Here is a 24,824-nt window from a genome sequence, read left to right on the forward strand (position 1 = left end):
CTAGTTACCTATTCGTGTACTGGCGAAGTGGTTTAAATGAGAAAAAAGATATTAAGGAATGATACAGGCTATTGCACTTGAGTAAAGGTGGCAGGTTATGGTTCTGCCACCTTGTGGTGCTTAACGGTTTTGGATAGTTAAGTATTCGGCAACGCCTTCTGCAACCGTCTTGAACTCAACATCACAGCCTGCGGCGCGCAGTTTGGTCAGATCGGCTTGTGTGAATTCTTGGTAAGCGCCTTTTAGATGCTCAGGGAATGGGATGGTTTCAATTTGGCCTTTGCCATGATGCTTGATAACCGCTTTTGCTACCTCTTCAAAAGATTCAGCACGGCCAGTACCACAGTTAAAAATGCCTGATACGCCGTTTTCTAAGAACCACAGGTTTACTTTACAGACATCACCAACGTAAACGAAGTCGCGTTTAAATGATTCGCTGCCCGCGAACAATTTAGGGTTTTCACCTGCGTTAAGTTGGTTGTTTAGGTGGAACGCAACTGATGCCATGCTACCTTTGTGGTCTTCACGTGGGCCATATACGTTGAAGTAGCGGAAGCCGGTGATTTGAGAAAGAGTCTCACCATGTTCTTCAGCGTCTTGCCATAGACGACGAACGTAGTTATCAAACTGCTGTTTCGAGTAACCGTATACATTCAGTGCGCCTTCGTATTCGCGTTCTTCAACGAAAGTATCTGTATCGCCGTAAGTGGCTGCTGAAGAAGCGTATAGGAATGGAATTTCACGATCTAGACAGTAATGAAGCAACTCTTTTGAGTACTCATAGTTGTTTAGCATCATGTACTTGCCGTCCCACTCAGTCGTTGCAGAACAAGCACCTTCATGGAAAATTGCCTCAATCGGACCAAAATCATCGCCCGCCATAATTTGGGTCAGAAAGTCGTCACGATCCATGTAATCTGTGATGTCCAGATCAACTAAGTTCTTAAACTTTTTGCCATTTTTTAGGTTGTCGACAACCAGGATATCGTTAATACCAGCTTCGTTTAGTGCTTTAACAATGTTGCTGCCGATCATGCCAGCGCCACCAGTTACGATGATCATAGAACTTCCACCATAGATTAAAATTTTCTCAGGAATTCTAGCAAGAAACGAAAAGTAGCGCTATTGGAAGCAGGAAGATAGGTTTGAGTCTTCTATTGCTCAGTATCTAGATATGAAAAAGGGAGCCGCAGCTCCCTTGATTACTTTATTATTCCACATCCGAACGGTTAGGCCTTTGATACCAAGGATTTCGTTCGTCGGTTAACTCAATTAAGCTGTATTTGCGGCCGAGCTTCTGCCCTCCGTCACGAGTAAGAGGCTGCCAACTAAAGTTCGCACGATTGTTACTTGGCTTAACGGTCATGATGTCAAACGGAATCGACAAGTAGAAACCTTTAGTAAAGCTACCTTCACCAAATTCGTCCGCAGACAAGTCTGTAAATGAGGCAAAGGCGCCAGCAATTACGCCACTCTTGAACTGCTTAGAAATATTGATTTGTGTACCTATATCACCAGCTAGGAACTGACCAACATCGACTTGGATCATCAAATCTTGTAGGAAATCCCATTGAGGGTAGTAGTAACCAGATACAAAACCAGTGAAGCCTTTATCAATAACTTGGAACGGACGTCCATATTCTGGCACGTTTTGCCATTTCTCATCGTAAACACCAAAGTAACTTTGTGGATCACGTTGAGAAATTACGTTGACGTCAGCGCCAATCGCCCAGTTAGCTCCTTGTGGTCGGTAAAGAAACTCGGTACCGACTCCAGCAAACATGCTCTCCAGATAACCCGCGTAGAATTGCTGATCCATGGTATCGGAATACTCTTGGAACCAAGTCAATTGTAGGTTTGACATGGTTACAGCATGTTCATTTTGGTAAGCGCGGAACATGGTGCGAACACGAGGAACGGTAGTGCCATCAGGTGGAGTGACATAGATAAACTTATCGTAGTTGTTATACCAATCCCAGTATAACGAACCGCCAATTTCAAGGTTGTCCGTCAGCCAGTATGAGGCATTACCGCTTAGCCCTACACTAAAGAGGTAGAAATCTTCTGCGTTACCGAGAGTTTGAACAAGCTTAGGTGCAAAACCCCAATCAAAACGTTCAAAACCATCATAGACAGATTCTCCACTAGGCTTATTGCTAGCTTTTTCGGTTGCATCTTCTATTTTCGGATTGATGTAATTAACTTGTGTAAAGTCGCGATATTTCTCTTTGGAAATAATCGTTTGTTCGCCGACTAAGCCTCGGCTGCGTTCATTGATCGCATAGGTATCAATATCGTCAGGCATTTCATTATGGAGTACAGCTGCCGCTTTTTCATGTGCCTCTGTACGGTCACGATATTTCTTCTGCTCACCAACGACAGTTACGGTGTTGTCATCAACATAAATGCGCGTGTTTTGGTAACCTGCAATTTTGTCTAAATCTTCTGTTACACGTTCCCAGTCAACATCAGACAGTTCTTCTGGCTGATTGCTTTCTACTTCTGGTGTTGGTGTGTCTCGCCAGAATGATGGCATGTCATTGAAATTAGTGTTTAGCGTTAAGCCCGCGACCAGCGTGTCTCCACGTTCATAACTTAAACGAAAATCGACCATTCCTAGACGATAGAGCACACCAAAGTTCCATGGTGTATGGGGGGTCATATCTACTTTCGTTTTCGCCCAAGAGGAGTTAACCGGAAAGTCTTCACTATAATCATTACTGTCATATTCCAGCTTAAAGCGAAGGGGGGCGTGTAAGGTTTGGTATTCAATACCACCAAACAATGCTGCTGGGCCTTTAAACATACGTTCAAAATCCACGCTGCCACCATTATTTTTAAAATCGGACGGGCGTTCGCAGTATCTGTCTGATACTTTACAGACCGGGTTGGAAATGTTGTCTCGAGTACCTAAGTACCCCCAGCCCATACCAAGAGTAAAATCAAAAGTGCCTAAGTTTGGGTTTGAGTAACGTTTGGTTGCTGCAATAAATTCTGCATCAAATAAGCCAGTGCCTGCAAAGTCACGGATGCCGAAAGACAACTCAGGTAAGTATTTGGATTCTTCTAATAGGCGAACTTTAAAGTCGATGCCTTTATCTGTGTAATCACTGTCACCTGAAAAGCTTGATTGGTCACTGTAAAGAACGTCGTGAACGATAGTATAACGAATAGTCGTCTCCAACCAAGGCATAACTTGTAATGTTGCATTATAAAAAAGGTATTCATCACTTCCAGTGACAGAAAAGTTGAATTCCCCTTCAGGAGCCATACGTCCGGTTGGCATTTGCATTAAACCAACGCCACCGAAGTCTGTTTGGGATGGTCGTAAAGGGGGCGCCTCAAACGGCATCTCTTGAGCCCAAACCAATGCTGGGCCCATTAAAGAAAGGGTTAAGCTTTTTCTAATTGGCATCATTATGGTCTCTTTGTAGCATTTGGTATCAGTTGAGTGAGTAGGCGGACAATATCTTGGTCCATTTCGGAGTATTCAAGCTCACCAAATGGGATATATACCAATGTCAGAGGTGGTAAGTAATATTGTGTTGCTAACCAAGCTCCATGATGCGGCTTAACTACATGACCATCTGGGTAGATCAACACTGGCGGTGTTGATAACGCACCAATGTTACTTTTCAAATTCTCTATTTGTCTTTGTAAAGGGATACCTGCTTGCGCCTTAACGGAATACACGCTACTTAGGTTTCCTAAGTAATATACTTTCTCCTCGCGTAGAGGGCTTGCGAGTAGGTAATTGCCGCGCAACAGTGGGTTGTCGAATTTATTTAGTCGAATTTTATCAACATCGATCGCGGACAGTAAGCGTGGAGCAAAGCTTTGCTTCTTAATGAATTTGTAGAATGGGTGTGCAACCAAATTGTGTTGAATCATTTGATTGAGCACCGAGTTTTTTAAAGCGGTAGAGGTTTTCTCGGCGCGTTCTGATTTATCAAACAAAGTCGTACCAAGAGAGTATTGCAGCGAGGTGTTTTGCTCCTTAGCTAGTGCTAACACATTTTCTAGACGAGCCGGCTCTTGGAACTGTAGCTGTTTGCCTGCTTCTAGTAATTCAACATTTAATGGTTGCATAGCAGAGGTTTCTGTTTGAGCTAAGCTAGGCATGCTCAAAAGCGGCATGACCAAACCGAATAATGTGAGTAGTTGCTTGCTCATGATTTGCTATATCCCTTCAAAATAGTTAACTCAACCGGAATCATATTTGGCCCTAAGTGTTGTAAGGTTTTAACGACCTGACCTTGTTCATTGACCCAATAGTAGTTTTCGACCGCTTGAGAAAGGCTACTAAACTCAACAACTTCTCTATATACGTTGGTTATAGTGCTAGAAATAGGTGTTGTTAACGTTTCTTGGCCTGAGTAAGAGCGCGTTACATTTGCTGGAAAGCCATAACGGTATTGTGTCGCCCAATCGTATGAGAGTGCGTAGTTGACAGAGGTTGAATCTAAAGAAAAATCTGGAACGTCACCGTAAACGCCCGCTAAGTCCCCACTCTGTAGACCAATCGTTTTGACAATATGTCCATTTTCCGTAACGATCATTGCTTTATCGGCGCTTACCCATTTTAGTTGTTTTTTACCACTGAGTGGGTTTCGTTCCGCGAAAGCTAAAACAACAAACACCTGTTTTTGATTTCCAAGTTTCAAGTAGGCACTGGCATATGGAACAGCATTTATTTCTTCTGGTGTCATCTCTACATCAATGTAGTTACCGTAAGCTTCTTGGACGGTTGCTGAAACATCATTGAATTTCTGTGTGCAGCCAAAGAGTAAACTTAGTAGCAGAAGAGTGAGGAGTGGTTGTATCCATTTAAACGTTCGGAAGATATTCATTATTCCCTCTTACAAATAAAATCGCCCTGAGTCATTCAGGGCGATTATCTTCTATCTACAAAACGAAATTAGTTTGTAGAAGTAGAAGTAGAAGTAGATGTTGAAGTAGATGTTGAGTCGCTATCTGACGCTGCAACTGCTACTACAGTTACTGCTGCTGCTGCACCTACTGCTACAGCTGTTGTGCCTGTTGCAGATGCAGAAGCTGCGCCTGCTGAACCTGCTTCTTCTGCTGCAAATGCAGTTGATGCGCTTAGAGCCATAAGAATAGCTAGAGCTGTATTCTTCATTATTAATCCTTGTATATCCGGTATAAAAACATCGATGTTTGGTAGCATAAAAAATGCTCCAAATTATATTCTAGATAAAAAAGCCTTAGCATGTAAATAGTTTCTTATTTTGCTATGGCTTACGATCTCATTTCTAACACCAGCGTGACATTGTGCGGTTATCTTGCTCCCTTGCTTGCTGATAAACTATCAAGAGTGCATAATTTGTCGGTCTATTTCCTCCAGCACTAGAGGCTTGGAGTCAATAGGTCGTTTTTACTTACACCATATAGAAAGCGATACAGTGGCTTACGCTCAACGCCTCAGGGCGGTAGCGTGCCAACTCTTCAGTATTTAATGGCCTGCATAGCACGCTTAACTTTGCTTTGGCAGCCCATATTATTACCAGTACTAGGAACTTTTACGTGATAAGAAAACAGCATTGTTTAGGAATACTTAGTGTACTGGGCTTAAGCCTGAGTTCTTTTTCAGCATCTGCAGATTTTTACGCTGGTGCTTTAGTAAATTACTCAAATGCCGAATTGAAAAGCTCACCTTCTGAGTCCGTGAAAGAGGGAAGCCCTTTTCTTCTTAGTGCGCAAGCCGGGTACTTCTTTAATGACTACATTGGTCTCGAAGGACGTTATGGGACATCAGTTCAACGTGACAGTGGTCTTGCCGTTGATAGCGTTTTGAGCGGCTTTGTTAAGTTGAATATGCCGGTTTCAGAGCGAGTTGCACTTTATGGTTTAGCTGGGTATTCAAGCGTTCAGCTTGATCTACAAAATGTAGGTTCTCACAAAGAACAAGGATTTAGTTTTGGGTTAGGTATGCACTACGCTTTAAATAACCAAAGCGCGGTGATATTTGAGTTCGTTGATAACGTCTCTGAAGACCAAGTTCGCCTTAACTCGATTACATTGGGTTTTCAGCACCGTTTCTAATTTAAATACCTAGAGCTCAAACTTGGGGCTAGGGTCTTTTATTCAATTATTATAGTGACATACCATGTTTAAAGGATATTTCTCTATTGCCGCTTTTATATTGGCAAGTACGTTTGCGTCTTATTCAATGGCACAAACACCCACTCCAGAACAAATAAAAATGTTTCAAAATCTACCCGCCGACCAACAACAGGCCTTGGCGAGTAAATATGGTTTCTCCATTCCTTCTAGTTCATCTTCAAACAAGTCTCCTTACGAAAACCCGCAAGTAATCAAACCTAGAGCTGAATCTAGTGGCGCTGTATCTTCCAATATCGAAGAACAATGGCTCAAAAAAGGTGAGCAGGAAGAGCTTAAACGTTTTGGTTTAGATCTTTTTGCTGGTTCTCCAAGCACTTTTGCTCCGATCAGTGATGTTCCTGTGCCAGCAAATTACACCGTGGGTGCAGGTGATGAAATCATTGTGCAGTTGTTTGGTAAGGAGAATGAAACGCATCGTTTACGCGTAAATCGTGCGGGCACAATCAACTTTCCCTCACTTGGGCCGGTAAATGTTGCTGGCATGCACTTTTCTGATGTTCGAGACTCTCTGACGCAACGTGTAAAAGAGCAAATGATTGGTGTGCGCAGTGATATCTCATTGGGTGAATTACGCACCATGCAAGTGTTTGTCATGGGTGATGCATATAAACCAGGAGCCTACACGGTTAGCGCATTAACGACAATTTCACAAGCTATTTATTACAGCGGCGGTTTTGGTGAAAGTGGGGCGCTGAGAGATATCCAGCTAAAGCGTGATGGTAAAATCATTCGTAAATTGGATATGTATGACCTGTTACTAAAAGGTGATGCAAGTAATGATGTGCGCTTACTACCGGATGATGTTGTTTTAATTGGTTCCGTTAACGATACCGTGTCTATAGAAGGCGAGATCAACCGTCCGGCAATTTATGAAGTCAAGGCCAGTGAAACTTACCAACAACTTATTCAGATGGCAGGTGGTTTTACTGCGAATGCTCATGTCGAGCAGTTGGAGATAAAACGCTACGCTTCACATGGCGCTCGTGAGGCTTTGACGCTTGATTTCAATAAAACGCAAGATCGACAGAGTAAAGTTAAAAATGGCGACGCCATCAAGATCTTGAAAAAAAGCGAAGAGCTTACTCGTTACGTGCAGATAGAGGGGGATGTTCGTCATCCTGGCTATGTGGAATGGCGCAATGGCCTTCGTGTTGCCGATCTTTTCAAATCTGTTGACTCAGCTTTTAATTCTACAGCTGATGTTAACTATGCCGTTGTGGTAAGAGAGATTAATCCACAGCGTGATATTGAAGTGTTCCAACTAAGTTTAGCCAACGCAATTCTATCACCAGGTAGCCAAGACAACCTCCAGTTACAATCACGAGATCGTATATTGGTTTTCAACCGCTTTAATAACGAAGATTTGGATACATTGGCAACACAAGAGGCTGTTTCAAAAGCAAAAACATTGGAGCAAGCGCAAGAGCAAGCTGAGCTGGAACAACAGAAAGAGCAAGAAGTGATGAGCTCTTCTGTTGCCGTTTCGCATTCAGAAAACGGTATGCTGAACAACCAGAACGCCACAGAGCAGGCGAAACCAGCTAAAATCATTTTCCGTGGTAAAGAGATTACAGAGGAAGACTTTGAAAAGCTGAAGCAAAATACTCGTCGCACTTTACTTGCCCCAGTGTTGTTACAACTTCAGCAACAGTCTCGTTTGGGGCTAGCCCCTCAAATTGCTGAAGTCTTTGGTGAAGTGAAGCACCCAGGACGCTACCCGATCACTCCAAGAATGACGGTATCAACGCTTATTGAAGCAGCCGGTGGTTTGACTTACAACGCATTCACAATTAATGCAGAACTAGCGCGAACCGCGATTAATAGTGCGGATGAGCGTGCGTATATTGATGTTGAACGTATTGATTTGCGTAAAGCAATCCAAGGCAGTGCTTCGGACGATGTAATTATCGTAGGCCGAGATCGTTTGAACATCCTAGAAAAGCCAAATGTGAAGCTACAAAGTACAGTCACTTTACAGGGTGAAGTTCGTTTCCCTGGAACCTATACCGTGCGTCAAGGGGAAACTCTGAATGAATTATTGGAGCGAGCGGGCGGTCTAACCGAGTTTGCTCACCCTCAAGGAGCAATATTTACGCGTGAAGCATTACGCTTACAAGAGCAGAAGCTCTTAAATCAATACGCAGCGGATATGCGTAAAGAAACCGCTAAGAAAACGTTTCGAGCAGATAGTAATATAGGTTCTGTAATTTCAGACCCAGAAAAAACGTTAGCATTTGTTGAGGAAGCAAGTCGCAGCAAAGCACTTGGCCGTATGGTGGTACAGTTAAACCGTATCTTAAAGGGTGAGCGTTCAGCGGACTTTATGCTCGAGGACGGAGACTTCCTCTTTGTTCCGACCTTCCGCAACACGGTATCAATCATGGGCGAAGTTCAGGTTCCAATTACCTACTTGTTAGACAACAAACTCGATGTGGACGATTACCTAAACAAAGCGGGTGGTGCTAAAAAACAAGCAGACGAAGATCGTATTTTTGTTGTGCGTGCAGACGGTTCTGTTTACAAGCCTTCTTCTGGTTATTGGTTCGGGAACAACCAAGAGGGATTAAAAGCTGGCGATACTATCGTTGTGCCAATTGATACCGATTACCGTGATGCATTAAGCACGTGGACTGCAGCAACGCAGATCTTGTACCAAACTGGTGTTGCGATTAATGCGTTGAAGTAATAGTAGTTAGGGCTTGGGAGGTTATAGTCTCAGGCTCTGATTATCTCACCTAATTTACATTGATACTACGTCAGTTTTTAACCTGCCAAGTTGAGTTTGCTTTAGACTTATGCGTAGTACCTTAGGATTTGGAACACAATGGAATCACAAAAAGAACGAAATAGCAGTTATCCGGCTTTCCCTCAGTATCATGCTTCTAAATTGGATAATGAAGTTGATTTTCGTGAATTGTTTAATGCATTGTGGAAGGGCAAGTGGATTGTTCTTTCAGTAACCCTTTTATTTACAATTGGAGCTTTGGTTCTAGCGTTAAGTTTGCCGAATATTTATAAAGCTGATGCTTTATTGGCTCCTTCAGAAAGCACTAATGGTGGTGGATTATCCAAAATGGCTGGTCAGCTAGGTGGGCTTGCTGCATTGGCTGGTGTTAATTTAGGTAGTGGAGAAAGTTCGCAAACAGAGTTGGCAGTGCAGGTGATGAAATCAAGGTTGTTTATAGAGCAATTTATAAGTCAACATGATTTGTTAGTGCCTCTGATGGCGGTTAAGGGTTGGGATATTAACACCAATCAATTGATAGTAGATGAGGATGTCTATGATTCCATTGATAATAAATGGCTTAGAAAGCCTGATGGGCTTCGTGGAGCTAAACCAACGTATCAAGAAGCATTTGAAGTTTTTAGTAAAGAAATTTTTAGCATTAATCAAAATGAAGAAAGTGGATTATATACAGTTTCAATAAAATATTACTCTCCTTATGTCGCCGAGCAGTGGGTTAATTGGCTCATAGAAGATATTAATAAAGTCATGAGAGAGAGAACAATTAAAGAAACGTCGCAGAATCTTGCCTATTTAAACAAACAGTTGCAAAAAACTGCTGTCGCAGATATGCAAAGCACGTTTTACAAGTTAATTGAAGAACAAACAAAGAGCTTAATGTTAGCAGAAGTACAAGAAGAGTTTGTTTTTCGTGTAATAGATCCTGCAGTTGTTCCTGAGTTAAAAGATAGTCCCAAAAGAGCTTTGATTTGTATCTTAGGAATGTTGTTTGGAGGACTATTAGGATCGGCTATTGTGTTGGCACGATTTTCATTCAACACTAAAAAATAAATATACACCAACAGAACAAGTTATATTTGGGTTTAAAAATGAAAACAGTAATTACATATGGAACTTTTGACTTATTTCACGTTGGGCATGTTAGGTTATTAAAGCGATTGAGTAAACTCGGAGATAAACTAGTTGTTGGTATATCATCTGATGAGTTTAATGAATTAAAGGGGAAGAGGTCTTTTTTTTCATATAATGAGAGAGCTGAGATAGTTGCATCTTGTCGGTATGTAGATGAAGTATTTCCTGAACACAACTGGGAGCAAAAGCTTAATGATGTTAAGCATTTTCAAGCTGATGTGTTTGCAATGGGCGATGATTGGAAAGGGAAGTTTGATTACTTAACAGATTATTGTAATGTTATTTACCTGCCTAGAACCGAAGATATATCTACAACAGATATAAAAAAAAGTTTGTCATCTTTGAAGAAAACTGATCTCGATAGGATTGAAGATTCACTGCATAGTGTTATTGATATTGTAAGAGCTATGACTTAAAAGTTATGTTTTAACTGAAAGTTAATAGATTAATGAACTTATACTTAGCATGAAAGATTAATAACACCATGACATACAAAACTGACAAAAAAACAATAGCAAAGAATACATTATACTTGTATGTCAGACAAATACTGATCGTCTTAATTACTCTATACAGTATGCGAGTTGTGCTAGACGGGCTAGGCGTTGTCGATTATGGTATTTATAGCGTAGTCGCAGGTATTGTTGCTCTTTGTTCTGTCTTAGCTACGAGCATGGCATCTACAACCCAACGTTTTTTTTCGTTTGCATTGGGAAAATCGGATGATTTTGAATTAAGAAAAATATTCAGTGTCAACTTAATAATATATTTTATTATTGCTGCAATAGCTGTATTATTGCTTGAAACAATTGGTTTGTGGTTCGTAAAAAACCACCTTAATATTCCTTTGGAAAAATACTCTGTAGCGTTAACGCTTTATCAGTATTCAATCACAACTCTGATATTTAGTATTCTATCATCTCCTTTTTTAGCGATTATAATTGCCCACGAAAAAATGCATTACTTTGCATTGATATCAATATTTGAATCAATCTTGAAATTGGGTGTTGCTGTGGCTATAACCTATTATCAAGGGGATAAACTTGAATATTATGGAGGCTTACTTTTAAGCGTTTCAATTGTTGTTTTTTCATTGTATTTAATCATTTGTTGTAAAAAGTTTAATGAGTGCCAGTTTAGGGAGTGGTATTGGGATAGAAAACTATTTATTGATATTATTTTATTCACTGGGTGGGCTTTATTTGGGCAGTTTACCACGGTACTAAGAGTACAAGGGTTAACTATTCTAATAAATCAGTTCTTTAACCCTGCAACTGCTGCTTCTAGAGCTATCGCGATATCTATATCGACACAGGTGAATGCATTCTCTAACGCATTCAACACTGGGCTTTATCCTTCAATTATAAAAAATTATGCATCAGGAAACAGTCAAGAACTATATGACATTGTTTTTACTGGCTCGAAGCTTTCTTTCTTTCTCATGTGGATGCTTACTCTACCTTTAGTAACTGGTATGGAATTAGTTTTAGGCTTGTGGTTACATCAACCTCCGGAACACGCAGTTTTATTTACACAGTTAACAATGATAGAAATGTTGATTATGTCGATTAGTTTGCCTCTTACCGCTGCTGCAAGGGCTCCGGGGAAAATAAAAACATATGAACTTATTCTGGGAACAATACAAATATCAATTATTCTTGTTTGTTATTTATTCTTAAGCTTAGGTTATCCTGCGTACAGTGTTTTTATTATTGCTATTATTGCGAATTTGATTATGTTTTTAGTAAGACTAAAGTTAGTGTCTTATTTAATAAGTCTTCCAATATTAGAATATACAAAAGAGGTTTTAATTCCTGTTATTAAAGCCATTTCTTTACCAATTTTATTTGTTAGTTTAGGCTTGGATATTAACGCGTACTTTTATGTTGTATGTGTGTTTATTATTACACTTTTTTCAATAGTTTTTATTGGTTTTGATTTGAGTACTAGGAACAAGATGATGCACCTGATTAGTAATAAAATAAAAAATAAATTAGGCTCAGATTAATGGATATATTGATATTGGGCGGTACTGGTGCTATGGGTAAGCACTTAGTGGATTGTCTTTTGAGCAATGAAAACAATATTTATGTTACAACTAGAAGTTCTAGACCCAACGGTGAAGGTGTTAAGTATATCACTGGTAACGCAAAAGATGATGACTTTATCACGTCATTATTGGAGCACAGGTGGGATGTCATAGTTGACTTCATGATCTACAAAACACAAGAGCTAGAGGGTAGAGTTGATAAACTCTTATCTTCAACAAGTCAGTATGTATTTATTAGCTCAGCTCGAGTATATGCTAACAGCTCGCAAGTTATAACAGAGAAGTCTCCTCGTTTATTGGATGTATGTAAAGATGGAAAATATTTACATACAGATGAATATGCATTAAGTAAGGCTCGACAAGAAAATATCCTCTTGGAATCTAAAAATAATAACTGGACTATAATTCGCCCTTATATAACATATAGTGAAGATCGTTTTCAACTTGGTGTATTAGAAAAAGAAGGATGGTTATATCGAGCAATAAATGGTCGGAAAGTTATTATTGGCGATGAAATCTTACAAAAATTCACCACCTTAACTTATGGCTTAGATGTAGCTCGTGGCATTTCTTCCTTGCTAGGGAAGGAAAGCACAATGGGTGAAGTGTTTAATATTACATCTCCACATGCCATCACGTGGAAGAAAGTGTTAGATTTATATATTAATACACTTAATCATAGGGAAAACATCAAGTTAAATATTACTGCAAAGAGCGTGTCAGATATTAAGCAATGGCACAGTGCCAAGTATCAAATAGATTATGATAGGGTTTACAATCGTAGGTTCGATAATAATAAAATCAATCAATATATTGATACTGAGAGTTTCTTGCCTCCAGAGGTAGGGCTAGACATGTGTTTAAATGAGTTTCTTGATAACCCTAAATTTAGATATATAGATTGGAAAGTTGAAGCCTTAAAAGACAAGCAAGCAGGAAATCATACTTCGATTATTGAACCTATAGGTATTAAAAATAAAGTGAAATATTTACTGTACAGATACGTTTGTAACAGGTAGGAATTTATGTATACAAGAGAAAGAAATGCACAGATATTAATATCATTACTGAAACAACATGGTATTAAGAAGGTAATTGCGTCCCCAGGAAATACAAACGTAGCATTTATTGGCAGCATACAAAATGACCCTTATTTTGAAATATATTCTGCGGTGGATGAACGCTCCGCTGCTTACATGGCTTGTGGCTTAGCTGCTGAGACATTAGAGCCTGTTGTAATTAGTTGTACAGGAGCAACGGCATCAAGAAACTATCTGCCTGGCTTAACAGAAGCATATTATAGAAAACTACCTGTATTAGCTGTCACTTCAACACAAGATACCTCAAAAGTTGGTCACTTAGTTGCGCAAGTGATTGACAGAAGTAATATTCAAAACGATATCTCCAGAATTAGTGTATCTATGCCCATTGTAAAAGACACAGATGATGTATGGGCATGTGAAATTAGTGCAAATAAAGCAATATTAGAACTATCTCGATCTGGGGGAGGGCCTGCACATATAAATTTATTCACAAACTACAACCTCCCCTTTGATTGCAAAGACTTGCCTGTTGCTCGAGCAATACATCGGCATACATTTGAGAGTGAAGACCTTCCTAGCCTAAATGGCAAAATTGCTGTTTTTATCGGTTCACATGCGCCATGGTCAAGACAGGAAACTCAAGCATTAGATGATTTCTGTGCATCGAATAACGCAGTTGTCTTTTGTGATCATACAAGTGGTTACAAAGGGAAATACCGTCTGTTGTTTTCGCTTGCTGCTGGTCAAGAATTTATGGATAACTCAGCGTTGAAACCAGATGTATCCATACACATCGGTGAAATCAGTGGTGATTATCCAAGTTTGAGAATGTCTGGGAGGCAAGTTTGGAGAGTTAGTCCAGATGGAGAAATCAGAGATACCTTCAGAAAACTGAAGCATGTCTTTGAAATGTCGGAGCTATCGTTCTTCAAAAAATATACAAAAGCAACACCTTCGGAAGATAGCTACTTTAAGTTGTGCCGAGAGTATTTAGTTTCGTTACAAGAAAATATACCTGACCTCCCATTTTCAAACATATGGGTAGCATCTCAATTATCAGAGCAAATCCCCGAAGGTTCAGTTCTGCATTTAGGTATTCTGAATAGCCTACGCTCATGGAACTTTTTTGAGACACCCAAATCCGTATCTGTGTGGTGTAATGTAGGGGGATTTGGCATTGATGGGATACTCTCTACAGTACTTGGGGCATCATTTGCCAATGAAAACACTCCTTATTTCTGCGTATTAGGTGACCTCGCATTCTTTTATGACATGAATGCACTTGGTAATCGACATGTAGGAAAGAATCTTAGAATACTCATGATCAACAATGGTAAAGGAACTGAATTTAGGCAATATAATCACCATGCTGCATATTTTAGCGAACAAGCTGACCAATATATTGCGGCGGCTAACCACTTCGGCAACAAATCTACTAGCCTTGTTAAAAACTATGCGGAAGGGCTTGGTTTTAGATATCTAAGTGCATCGAGTAAGTCAGAGTTTGATTCTCAGAAAAATGAATTTTTGTCTACAGATTCTATTGAACAATCAATCGTTTTTGAGATATTTACCGATAGCGAATTGGAGAGTCAAGCATTAGAGAAAGTTCTTAATATAAAGCAAGACTCAAAGCTTTTATTTAAGGGAAAAGCAAAAAAAATGATAGGTCATAAAGGTATGAGTACTATCCGTAAAATAGTAAAAGGTCATTAAAATGAAAATCTGTATTCTCACTCAACCTCTCCATAAAAATTATGGGGGGCTTCTTCAAGCTTATGCTTTGCAAAAAGTTCTTATTGAGATGGGTCACGATGTTTTTACTGCCGATATACCTTTCAAAAAACCGAAGCTGCTAGGTCTGCCGTCATTTATACGCTCTTGTATCAAGCGTTATGTTCTTAAACAGCAAGTATCAAGGCTTTGGCCACTATCTCAAAAAGAAAAATCCTTCATTCAAAAAGAAACGGATAGATTTATCAGAGACAACTTGGTTTTGACGGAGTGTATTAAAAGTACGTCAAGTATAGATAAACTGAGTGCTTACGGCTTTGATGCATATGTTGTAGGTAGTGATCAAGTTTGGAGACCACTATATTCTCCAGGTATTTTGAGTTATTTCTTTGATTTTCTTGAAGGAAGAGATGATGTAAAGCGTTTGTCTTACGCGGCTTCATTTGGAATCGATAGTGCATCAGAGTATTCTAATGAATTAGTCCCTCGTGTATCTAAGCTTTTGAAGCAGTTTGATCTTGTGACCGTAAGAGAAAGTTCAGGTGTTCAGATATGCGAATCAGCGTTTGGTGTTCACGCGGAGCATGTTGTTGACCCAACCCTCTTGTTGAAAAAAAATGACTATATTAAGTTAGTTGAGTTTGATCAAACTCCAAAGTCTGAAGGGGAGCTGTTTGTTTATGTTCTTGACCAGGGTGATAGCAAAAAAGAAGTTATTGATTTTGTGAAAAAAGAGACGCAATTGAAAGATTTTACAGTCCTTCCGGAAACGCCTTATGAAACATATCCTGCAGTAACACAGTGGGTCCGTGCATTTATGGATGCAAAGTATGTCGTAACTGATTCATTTCATGGTGTAGCTTTTTGTATCATATTTAATATTCCATTTATAGCTATCGGTAACGAAGAGCGAGGGCTCGCAAGATTTACATCTATATTGTCAAAGTTTGATCTAATAGAACGACTTGTAACTAGTGTCAATGATATTTCTAAAGAATTAATTCATGGTAAAATAGACTTTGACAGAGTAAATAAAGTCCGAGCTCAGGAAATACAGCTTTCCCAAAACTTGCTTAGGGAAGTTCTTGAAGATAAAGGCATGTGATTAAAATGAAAATTTCATTAATAATGCCAGTGTTTAATGGTGAAAGTTACATAGCAGACAGTATTTATTCAGCTCTGGATCAATCTTTGGTTGATTTTGAAGTAATAGTTGTTAATGATGGTTCGACAGATAATACAGGCCAAATTCTTGCTCGGATAGCAGATGAAAATCACAATTTACATATTATTAACAAAGATAATGAAGGTCCAGCAAAAGCGAGAGAAGTTGGAGCTTTAAGAGCTACAGGTGAGTTCCTAGTTTTTCTAGATGGAGATGATTTGATCTATCAAAATAGTTTGGTGATATTGTATAACTTAGCTAAAGCTAACAACTTAGATATAGGTATCTATAACTATAAGGTTTTTAATGAGAATATAGATCTAACAGGCTTATGTGAAAATAAAGATATAGCTTTGGATAAAATATATCTAGGAAAAGACTTTCTCAGTGATAATATGTACACTGCATATAATTGGGATAAAATATGGAGACGAGACTTTTATATCAATCATGTGCTTTCTGGGTTCTCTGGGTTTTATTATGAAGACCAACTTCCTGTATTAAAAGGTCTTTTTCATGCAAAGAGAGTTGCAAATATCAATATTGAATGTGTAGCGTATCGCAATAATGAAAATTCAACAACAAGAAGAAAAATAACAACAGAGCACTATAATGCTTTGCGAGTTGTAATCTTAGATTATATTAAGTTTTTAACTTCAAATAGTTTATTAAATAGTAACTGTGCTCTGAAAAAGTTAGGTCATATGAGAGCGTTACTAAATGATCATCGTAATAAGCTTAAGCTCGAAACTGATGAAGAAATTAGAAGCGCTTATTTAGACTTAAGGAAAAACCTAGATCTAAAATACAACGGATACTTTAGATTGGCTAGAAAAATTGGAATAATAAACTCTGCATACCTTGTTAGTAACGAAAAATTGTTATTAATAGTATTTTGTGTAAGAAAATTCATCTCAAATTTTAAAAGCAAGCTGACAGTTAAGCATGTTCGATAGAGGGTGCTTAGCATAAGTTAGTCTTTATGAATATTATTTATCCCATACTCTGTTCTGTTTACATTTTCTTTATCTATCCTATTTTGTTTTTTAAAGGTGTCGAAAAAAACAAATCGTTAGCACTGCTTTTCTTGCTTACTCCAATACTTATTACGATGGCTTCGCAAGTTAATATTGGTACTGATTACCCATCATATATAGCACTATATACAGGTGATATTGAGTTTAAGATTACAAATAGTGTCTTTTTCTACTATTTGTTTTATGTGTTAAACTTGATTACGGATGATCCAAGATTATTTTTTGTTGTAGTGTCTGTATTACAATTTATACTTTTTTGGTCAGTATTTTCATCATTTATGGAAGTATTTAGTCGGAAAGAGTTTTTTATTGTTTTCATGTTAGCATTCTTTTGCTTAACTTTTCTAAGTGGATTTAATATATTGCGGTCGCATGTTGCATCACTTGTACTGATTTGTTCATTTATTAACCATGCCTTATACCGTAAATGGGGTAAGTATATCCTATTTGTTTTAATTGGTGCACTCTTTCATCCAACTGTACTTATCTTTATCTTATTTCCTTTTTTAGTCTTCATTTTTGATAGAAAGATACCATTTGGTATTTTCTCTTTAATTATTTTGTTTTTCTTTTTTTTAGGGCAGATTAATTTTGTTGGAGAACTTGCAAAATGGCTATACAATACTTTGCCTCCAAATGTACCATATAAATTTTATTTGGTCTCCGAGCATATGAATTCATATATAGGTGGCATGAAGTTAGGTATGTTTGTTAATCTTATTATCTGCTTAATAGCCTCTTTTTTTCTGACTAGAGAGGTAGATGATAGGTTAAGATTGTTCTGTAACTTAGGGATTGTGACTTATTTATTAGGTATGTTGTTTTATACTAGTCCAATATTCAATCGAGTGCTTTACTATCTTGCGTTCTTTCAAGCATTTTTATTGGCTTATCTAACGTTAAAGATGATTAATGTTAGACGAATATACACGGGATTATTGCCTATTGTATATGCAGTGCTTTATTTCTATTTTTCATACTACTCAGTACAACAATTTAACGGTAACATCTAAGGTCTAACTTTGAAATATTCAAAAATTAACAACTTTGATCTCATTCGATTGTTTGCTGCTTTGCAAGTAGTTATAGGGCATAGTGTCCATCACCTTGATGTAAAATTCATTCCTTATGATTATTTCCTACGTTTTTTTCCTGGTGTGCCAATATTCTTTTTGGTTAGCGGTTACCTGATATCTTCAGCGTATCAGCGAAGTCCGACTTTAAGGCATTATGCTTTTAATAGATTTGTCAGAATATTTCCAGCGCTTTGGGTTTGCTTATCATTCACCGTCATTATGGTGATTTTTGTTGTTAAAGCGGATTTTTCATTAATAGAGCTTACTCAATGGATTTTTGCACAGGCTACAATTGGTCAATTCTACAACCCTGACTTTCTTAGGTCTTTTGGTGTAGGTGTAATAAATGGTAGTTTATGGACTATTCCTGTAGAAATTCAATTTTACTTGATGACGCCTATTCTTTATTTTTTTATCCAAAAGTTTAATTCAAAGAAATCTGGCTATGCCCTTATTTTCCTTTTTTTATTTTTTCTTATAATAAACCAAGTATATGGCGGGTTTGTTCATGACAGTGATGAGATCAGCATACTAGGTAAGCTTTTTGGTGTTACTTTTATTCCTTATTTTTGCTATTTCTTATTAGGTTGTATCTTGCAAAAATATCGAGATTACATCATACGGTTGCTATCAGGAAAACTGATAATCATAACTTTTTCCTATATGGTACTGGCAATTATCTGCGACAACTTAGGTTTGATAACGTATGGCTCATTTATTACGCCACTACTTTTGATTCCTTTAGCAATGCTCGTTATTTGTGTTGCCTATACGAAAACAGATTTTTCATTTATGACGCTTAAAGGTAATGATATATCTTATGGGATATACATCTACCATATGCTATGGGTTAATTTATTTATCTATATTGGTTTTGAAAATTATATTGGCTTTTGGGCTGTGATTCTATTTACAGTATTATCTGGGTTTGCTTCATGGCGCATAGTTGAGCGTCCGGTTTTGTCTTTTAAACGCTAAACGTAAATGGTTCTACATTGATGATGGATACTTTTTGGAAGTTTTACTATCTAGTTTTTTATACTTTTTTTTCTAAAAATAAAAATAGAATAATTTTTTATTCTGCTTCTGGTTGTAGTTTTAATCAGAATTCTAAGCATCTTTTCGAATACTGTATTAATAATTCTAATCTAGATTGTAGATATATAATAAATAATGATGAATTAAGAAATAAATTAAATAATTCAATAGGTAATTATTTTATCAGTAACAAGGGAAGACATAATATTGAGATTATTATGTCTTCTGGAGTATGGGTTACCTCCACAGGCCTACCTATTAAAGTTCCCTTCTTTTATATAGGTCGTCTCTGTGTTAATTTGTGGCATGGTATTCCTTTGAAAAGAGTGTTATACAAAGATACTAGTATTAACATGATTAAAAGACTGCTCTTTTCTTCGGTATACCCAAAATATGATATTGTTACCAGTACATCAAAGGTTGTTTCAAAGGTATTAGTTGATAGCTTTAGAACCAAAGGATGTAAAGTTTTTGTTACTGGACAAGCTTGGAACGATGCTATTTTTAATGAAAGTAGAAGAAGCGAATTGTATGCGCTCAATAGCCATATAAACGAATCTTCTAAGCTGGTTTTGTATGCTCCAACTTGGCGTAATTCTCAGCAAAAATCATTCAGTTTAAATCCCTTTAAGACGTACTCAGATGAGAGACCATCTACAACTTTCTTTCCATTTGAAGATCTCGACTTGGCTGAATTACAAGCATACCTAGAAGAAGAAAATGCTTTTGTTTTTGTTCGAGCTCATTTGCTGGATAGTCAAAGTAATGAAAGGATCCTGTCATTACCCAATGTAATTTCATTTGATCAAGAGAAGTTTCCTGATGTTATGGACTATATAAATTCTTTTGAACTATTGATTACTGATTACTCTAGTATTTATTTTGACTTTTTGCACCTCGAAAAACCAATCATTTTCCTTCCATATGATATTGAAGATTACAAGAAGAATCCTGGTTTTAACTTTGATTACTATGAAGTAACCCCTGGTCATAAACCTAAGACCTTTAAAGCGTTCAAAGAAGCATTTACCGAAGGGCTTTCTGGGAATTATGATAAAGGCGAGCTGAAAGTTGCAAAAGAAAGTTTTCATGAATTTGGTGATGGGAACTGCAAGAGAATATTTGATTTAATTATGAATTCTAGAGATAGTTGATAATGTTTAAAAATAAAACCCTATTAATTACAGGTGGTACAGGTTCGTTCGGTAATGCTGTCCTAGACCGATTCCTCAATACTGATATCAAAGAAATCCGAATTTTTTCTCGTGATGAGAAAAAACAAGATGACATGCGCAAGAAGTACAACAACGATAAACTCAAGTTTTATATTGGTGATGTACGCGACTATCAAAGTGTCCTTAATGCTACTCGCGGTGTTGATTATATTTACCATGCGGCAGCGCTAAAACAAGTACCTTCTTGTGAGTTTTACCCTTTAGAGGCGGTAAAAACCAACGTATTAGGTACTGAAAATGTACTAGAAGCGGCGATTGCAAATAATGTGGAACGCGTGGTTTGTTTGAGTACAGATAAAGCAGTTTACCCTATCAACGCGATGGGCATTTCAAAAGCGATGATGGAGAAAGTCATTGTTGCCAAGAGTCGAAACCTTGAGCATACCAACACTACTATTTGTGCAACTCGTTACGGTAACGTCATGGCTTCTCGTGGCTCAGTTATCCCACTGTTTTTACGTCAGATTATTAATGGTCAGCCCATCACGATCACGGATCCTAACATGACTCGTTTCATGATGACTCTCAACGATGCTGTCGACCTTGTATTGCACGCATTTGTCAACGGAGCCAATGGCGATATCTTTGTACAAAAAGCTCCTGCGGCGACTATTGATGTATTAGTCCAAGCGCTTTTGCGAATCACTCACAAGGGTGAACATCAAGTTAACGTCATTGGTACTCGTCATGGAGAGAAATTGTACGAAGCACTGTGTAGTCGTGAAGAAATGTTTGTAGCTCAAGATCAAGGCAACTACTATCGTATCCCATCAGATAATCGAGACCTCAACTACTCAAAATACCATGAAGAAGGTGAGAAAGACTTATCTCTCATTGAGGATTACAACTCTCATAACACCGAGCGCTTAGATGTGGACGGCATGGTTAAGCTATTGCGTAAACTTGACTTCATTGTCGACATTGAAGCGGGAAGCTTAGTAGTACCAGAGGGGGTATAAATGAAGATTGTTGTAACAGGAGCCAAGGGCTTCATTGGGAAAAACCTTTGCGTCATGCTTCGTGAACATGGCCACGAAGACCTTGTTGAAATCGGTCGTGATACTTCACGTGAACAAGCAGCTCACGCTTTAGCTGAAGCAGACTTTGTCTATCACTTGGCTGGAGTTAATCGCCCAAAAACAGAAGCGGAATTTCAAGAGGGTAATGCTGACTTTACTGACTTCGTTGTTGAACAGCTCAAAGGCAGCGGTAAAAAGACGCCTCTTGTTGTAAGCTCTTCTACCCAAGCGCTTCAAAATAATGCATATGGACAAAGTAAACGAGCTGCTGAACAAAGTGTTGAGCGATATGGACAAGAGTGCGGCGCTCCATTTTTTATTTATCGTTTTCCTAACGTGTTCGGGAAATGGTGTCGCCCAAACTATAACTCATTTGTTGCCACTTTCTGTTACAACACACTCAATGACCTAGACATTATCATAAACGATCCTAAAGCTCCGGTAACGCTGGTCTACATAGACGATGTTTGCCGAAGCTTAATTGCTTTGCTAGACAATACTGAGCAGAGTGGTTTTAAAGCTGTTTTACCAGAATACCCAACCACAGTGGGTGAGGTTGCAGATTTACTTAAAGCGTTTAAGGAAAGCCGTGACAATTTAGTGACTGAAGATGTAGGTACTGGACTGGCTCGCGCTTTGTATTCAACTTACTTAAGTTATATGTCACCTGACCAATTCAGCTACACCATCCCTAGTTATGGTGACGAGCGTGGTGTGTTTAGCGAAATGCTAAAAACAAAACAGGCAGGTCAGTTTTCTTTCTTTACAGCGCACCCAGGGATAACTCGAGGTGGGCACTACCACCACAGCAAGAACGAAAAGTTCCTTGTCTTAAAGGGTAAAGCTCGCTTTAAGTTTGAACACATTGGGACGGGCGAGCGTTATGAGCTGGAGACAGAAGGCAGTGCTCCTCAAATCGTCGAGACTGTGCCAGGTTGGTCACATGACATTACGAATACCGGTGATGAAGAAATGATCGTTATGCTTTGGGCTAATGAGATTTTTGACCGTGAAGCGCCAGATACTTTTGCGTTCCCACTGTAAACATTGAAGAGAAAACACAAATGAAGAAATTAAAAGTCATGTCAGTGGTTGGCACGCGTCCTGAGATTATTCGGCTATCTCGTGTGTTGGCAAAGTTGGATGAGCACTGTGAACATATTCTAGTGCACACCGGTCAGAACTATGACTTCGAACTTAATGAAGTATTCTTTAACGATCTAGGAGTTCGTAAACCGGATTACTTTCTCAATGCAGCGGGTAAGAACGCTGCTGAGACCATCGGTCAGGTTATCATCAAAGTGGATGAAGTGCTGGAAGAGATAAAACCAGAAGCGATGCTTGTTTTAGGTGACACCAACTCTTGCATTTCTTCTATTCCTGCCAAACGTCGTAAGGTGCCAATTTTTCATATGGAGGCAGGTAACCGTTGTTTTGATCAACGAGTCCCTGAAGAAACCAACCGTCGTATTGTTGATCACACTGCAGATATCAACCTTACTTACAGCACGATCGCACGAGACTACTTGTTAGCGGAAGGCCTTCCTGCCGATCGTGTTATTAAAACGGGTAGTCCAATGTTCGAGGTTTTAAATCACTACATGCCTCGAATCGACAGCTCAGATGTTCTTGACCGCCTTGACTTGGTGAAAGGTGAATTCTTTGTTGTCAGTGCACACCGAGAAGAAAATGTCGATTCACCAAAACAACTGGCTAAATTGGCGGAGAGCTTGAATACAGTGGCGGCGAAGTATGGATACCCGGTTATCGTATCTACGCACCCTCGAACAAGAAACCGAATCGAAGCTCAAGGCATTGAGTTTCATGCCAATATTCAGCTTCTGAAGCCGCTAGGCTTTCATGATTACAACCACCTTCAGAAAAATGCGAAAGCGGTGCTTTCTGACAGTGGCACAATCAATGAAGAGTCATCGATTATGAATTTCCCGGCGTTGAACTTGCGAGAAGCGCACGAGCGTCCAGAGGGAATGGAAGAAGCCGCGGTAATGATGGTTGGGTTAGATGTCGAGCGCATCGTGCAGGGATTGAAGATACTAGAAAGTCAGCCAAGTGGCGAGACCCGTTTACTGAGAAGAGTGGAAGATTACAGCATGCCGAATGTATCCGATAAGGTTGTTCGTATTATTCACTCCTACACAGATTATGTACGCCGTGTTGTCTGGAAAGAGTATTGATGCGTTTAGCTCTGATTATCGATGATTATCTGCCACACAGTACACGTGTGGCAGCAAAAATGTTTCACGAACTAGCGGTGCACTTGGTTTCTACTGGTCATCAAGTGACGGTAATTACGCCATCAGAAGGGCAAAAGGAAAGCTTGACTAAAGATACTTTGGATGGGGTTGATATTTGGCGATTCTCTAGTGGTCCAATTAAGGATATATCCAAAGTAAAAAGGGCTATTAATGAAACTCTGCTGTCTACACGAGCATGGCGCGCAATATCTAATGAAGTCAAGCAAGACACATTTGATGGCGTGGTTTATTACTCACCATCGATATTTTTTGGCAGTCTAGTGAGTAAAATAAAACGCCGTTGTAATTGTAAGTCTTATTTAGTCTTGCGTGATCTCTTTCCCCAATGGGTCATTGATGCGGGGATGATCAGATCTGGCTCATTGATAGAAAAATATTTTCGCTATTTTGAAGACCACTCATACCGACAAGCAGATATGATTGGCTTAATGTCAGAGAAAAATAGAGTAATATTCAATGATATGACTAAAGTCCGCTACTCCACTGAAATATTGCGGAACTGGGCGGAGCTGCGCCCACATGAGCCAGATCTTAGAAGTGACAGTATTAGAAAGCGACTTAAATTAGATGGCAAAGTTATTTTCTTCTACGGCGGTAACATTGGCCACGCTCAAGATATGGCAAACCTAATGCGCCTCACAAAGAGTATGAGTAGTAAAACTAATGCTCATTTTCTTTATGTAGGACAAGGTGACGAAGTCGATTTAATTAATGAGCTTGCTCAAGAATGGAAACTTGACAATTTTTCCTATCTGCCTTCAGTCGATCAGGAAGAGTTTAAAGCTATTCTCTCTGAGATAGATGTCGGCCTATTTTCACTATCAGCCGAGCATACAGCGCATAACTTTCCTGGGAAGCTATTGGGTTATATGGTGCAATCAATTCCTATTCTTGGCAGTGTTAACGCTGGTAATGATTTGATGGATATTGTTAACAGTAATAACGCTGGTTTTATTTCGATCAATGGTAATGATGGTGAACTACTTAATAATGCTGTTGCGTTATATGAAAGTCAGCAATTAAGAGGTGAGATTGGTCATGCTGCTTATTCTTTGCTAGAAAAAGAGTTTTCTGTAGAGTCGGCAGCAAGAATGATAATAAATTCACTCAATGTTGCCATTTAATATCAG

At 38.8% G+C, this 24,824-nt stretch carries 21 protein-coding genes; 16 read left to right on the forward strand and 5 right to left on the reverse strand.

Annotation, left to right across the window (positions count from 1 at the left end):
• Window positions 1-120 precede the first annotated feature (120 nt).
• From rfaD to FKN08_RS13005, 5 genes are all read right to left on the reverse strand, one after another.
• Window positions 121-1,062 (reverse strand): ADP-glyceromanno-heptose 6-epimerase, encoded by a 942-nt coding sequence (gene rfaD, locus FKN08_RS12985; protein ID WP_048626024.1) that lies wholly within the window; start codon window positions 1,060-1,062, stop codon window positions 121-123.
• Between the two features lie 148 nt (window positions 1,063-1,210).
• The gene (locus FKN08_RS12990; protein WP_170892271.1) at window positions 1,211-3,418 is read right to left on the reverse strand and encodes a YjbH domain-containing protein; all 2,208 of its coding nucleotides are present in this window, start codon (window positions 3,416-3,418) and stop codon (window positions 1,211-1,213) included.
• On the reverse strand, window positions 3,418-4,173 hold the full coding sequence (locus FKN08_RS12995; RefSeq protein ID WP_170892272.1) for a capsule biosynthesis GfcC family protein: 756 nt from the start codon (window positions 4,171-4,173) through the stop codon (window positions 3,418-3,420). Before FKN08_RS12995 ends, FKN08_RS12990 begins: the two co-directional genes overlap by 1 nt.
• Window positions 4,170-4,850: a YjbF family lipoprotein gene (locus FKN08_RS13000; protein ID WP_170892273.1), complete on the reverse strand. Its 681-nt coding sequence runs from the start codon at window positions 4,848-4,850 to the stop codon at window positions 4,170-4,172. The genes FKN08_RS12995 and FKN08_RS13000 overlap by 4 nt, the downstream gene beginning before the upstream one ends.
• A 68-nt stretch (window positions 4,851-4,918) precedes the next feature.
• Window positions 4,919-5,140: a hypothetical protein gene (locus FKN08_RS13005; RefSeq protein ID WP_005535462.1), complete on the reverse strand. Its 222-nt coding sequence runs from the start codon at window positions 5,138-5,140 to the stop codon at window positions 4,919-4,921.
• A 404-nt stretch (window positions 5,141-5,544) separates the two neighbouring features.
• Here FKN08_RS13005 and FKN08_RS13010 point away from each other — a divergent pair, with 404 nt between their 5' ends.
• The 16 genes from FKN08_RS13010 to FKN08_RS13085 all read left to right on the forward strand — a co-directional run bounded on the left by FKN08_RS13010 (window position 5,545) and on the right by FKN08_RS13085 (window position 24,818).
• On the forward strand, window positions 5,545-6,063 hold the full coding sequence (locus FKN08_RS13010) for a porin family protein (protein WP_170892274.1): 519 nt from the start codon (window positions 5,545-5,547) through the stop codon (window positions 6,061-6,063).
• A gap of 64 nt (window positions 6,064-6,127) precedes the next feature.
• Complete coding sequence (locus tag FKN08_RS13015) at window positions 6,128-8,830, forward strand: SLBB domain-containing protein (RefSeq protein ID WP_170892275.1); 2,703 nt, start codon at window positions 6,128-6,130, stop codon at window positions 8,828-8,830.
• Between the two features lie 138 nt (window positions 8,831-8,968).
• Window positions 8,969-9,940 (forward strand): Wzz/FepE/Etk N-terminal domain-containing protein, encoded by a 972-nt coding sequence (locus FKN08_RS13020; RefSeq protein ID WP_170892276.1) that lies wholly within the window; start codon window positions 8,969-8,971, stop codon window positions 9,938-9,940.
• A gap of 38 nt (window positions 9,941-9,978) precedes the next feature.
• Window positions 9,979-10,437 carry a glycerol-3-phosphate cytidylyltransferase gene (tagD, locus tag FKN08_RS13025; protein ID WP_170892277.1) on the forward strand — a complete coding sequence of 153 codons (459 nt, stop codon included), beginning with the start codon at window positions 9,979-9,981 and terminating at the stop codon, window positions 10,435-10,437.
• A 68-nt stretch (window positions 10,438-10,505) separates the two neighbouring features.
• A complete protein-coding gene (locus tag FKN08_RS13030) occupies window positions 10,506-12,029 on the forward strand; it encodes a polysaccharide biosynthesis protein (protein ID WP_170892278.1) in 1,524 nt (507 codons plus the stop codon).
• On the forward strand, window positions 12,029-13,090 hold the full coding sequence (locus FKN08_RS13035) for an NAD-dependent epimerase/dehydratase family protein (RefSeq protein ID WP_170892279.1): 1,062 nt from the start codon (window positions 12,029-12,031) through the stop codon (window positions 13,088-13,090). The genes FKN08_RS13030 and FKN08_RS13035 overlap by 1 nt, the downstream gene beginning before the upstream one ends.
• A 6-nt stretch (window positions 13,091-13,096) precedes the next feature.
• Window positions 13,097-14,830: a thiamine pyrophosphate-binding protein gene (locus FKN08_RS13040; protein ID WP_170892280.1), complete on the forward strand. Its 1,734-nt coding sequence runs from the start codon at window positions 13,097-13,099 to the stop codon at window positions 14,828-14,830.
• 1 nt (window position 14,831) lies between these two features.
• Window positions 14,832-15,953, forward strand: coding sequence for a polysaccharide pyruvyl transferase family protein (locus FKN08_RS13045; protein ID WP_170892281.1), 1,122 nt, complete (start codon window positions 14,832-14,834; stop codon window positions 15,951-15,953).
• Window positions 15,954-15,958: 5 nt separating this feature from the next.
• Complete coding sequence (locus FKN08_RS13050; protein WP_170892282.1) at window positions 15,959-16,969, forward strand: glycosyltransferase; 1,011 nt, start codon at window positions 15,959-15,961, stop codon at window positions 16,967-16,969.
• A gap of 26 nt (window positions 16,970-16,995) precedes the next feature.
• Window positions 16,996-18,063: an EpsG family protein gene (locus tag FKN08_RS13055; RefSeq protein ID WP_170892283.1), complete on the forward strand. Its 1,068-nt coding sequence runs from the start codon at window positions 16,996-16,998 to the stop codon at window positions 18,061-18,063.
• 9 nt (window positions 18,064-18,072) lie between these two features.
• Window positions 18,073-19,104, forward strand: a complete 1,032-nt coding sequence (locus FKN08_RS13060) for an acyltransferase (protein WP_170892284.1) — start codon at window positions 18,073-18,075, stop codon at window positions 19,102-19,104.
• Between the two features lie 23 nt (window positions 19,105-19,127).
• Window positions 19,128-20,318 (forward strand): CDP-glycerol glycerophosphotransferase family protein, encoded by a 1,191-nt coding sequence (locus FKN08_RS13065; protein ID WP_249373431.1) that lies wholly within the window; start codon window positions 19,128-19,130, stop codon window positions 20,316-20,318.
• 2 nt (window positions 20,319-20,320) lie between these two features.
• Window positions 20,321-21,358: a polysaccharide biosynthesis protein gene (locus FKN08_RS13070; RefSeq protein WP_170892286.1), complete on the forward strand. Its 1,038-nt coding sequence runs from the start codon at window positions 20,321-20,323 to the stop codon at window positions 21,356-21,358.
• Complete coding sequence (locus FKN08_RS13075; protein WP_170892287.1) at window positions 21,359-22,462, forward strand: capsular polysaccharide biosynthesis protein CapF; 1,104 nt, start codon at window positions 21,359-21,361, stop codon at window positions 22,460-22,462.
• Between the two features lie 20 nt (window positions 22,463-22,482).
• Entirely contained in the window at window positions 22,483-23,613 is a 1,131-nt protein-coding gene (wecB, locus tag FKN08_RS13080) for a UDP-N-acetylglucosamine 2-epimerase (non-hydrolyzing) (protein ID WP_170892288.1), read from the forward strand.
• Window positions 23,613-24,818, forward strand: a complete 1,206-nt coding sequence (locus tag FKN08_RS13085; RefSeq protein WP_170892289.1) for a glycosyltransferase family 4 protein — start codon at window positions 23,613-23,615, stop codon at window positions 24,816-24,818. Before wecB ends, FKN08_RS13085 begins: the two co-directional genes overlap by 1 nt.
• Window positions 24,819-24,824: the final 6 nt, after the last annotated feature.

Origin of the sequence: Vibrio sp. 1-2 (7-a) (assembly GCF_013048515.1) — a bacterium.
Classification (GTDB): Bacteria; Pseudomonadota; Gammaproteobacteria; order Enterobacterales; family Vibrionaceae; genus Vibrio; species Vibrio diabolicus.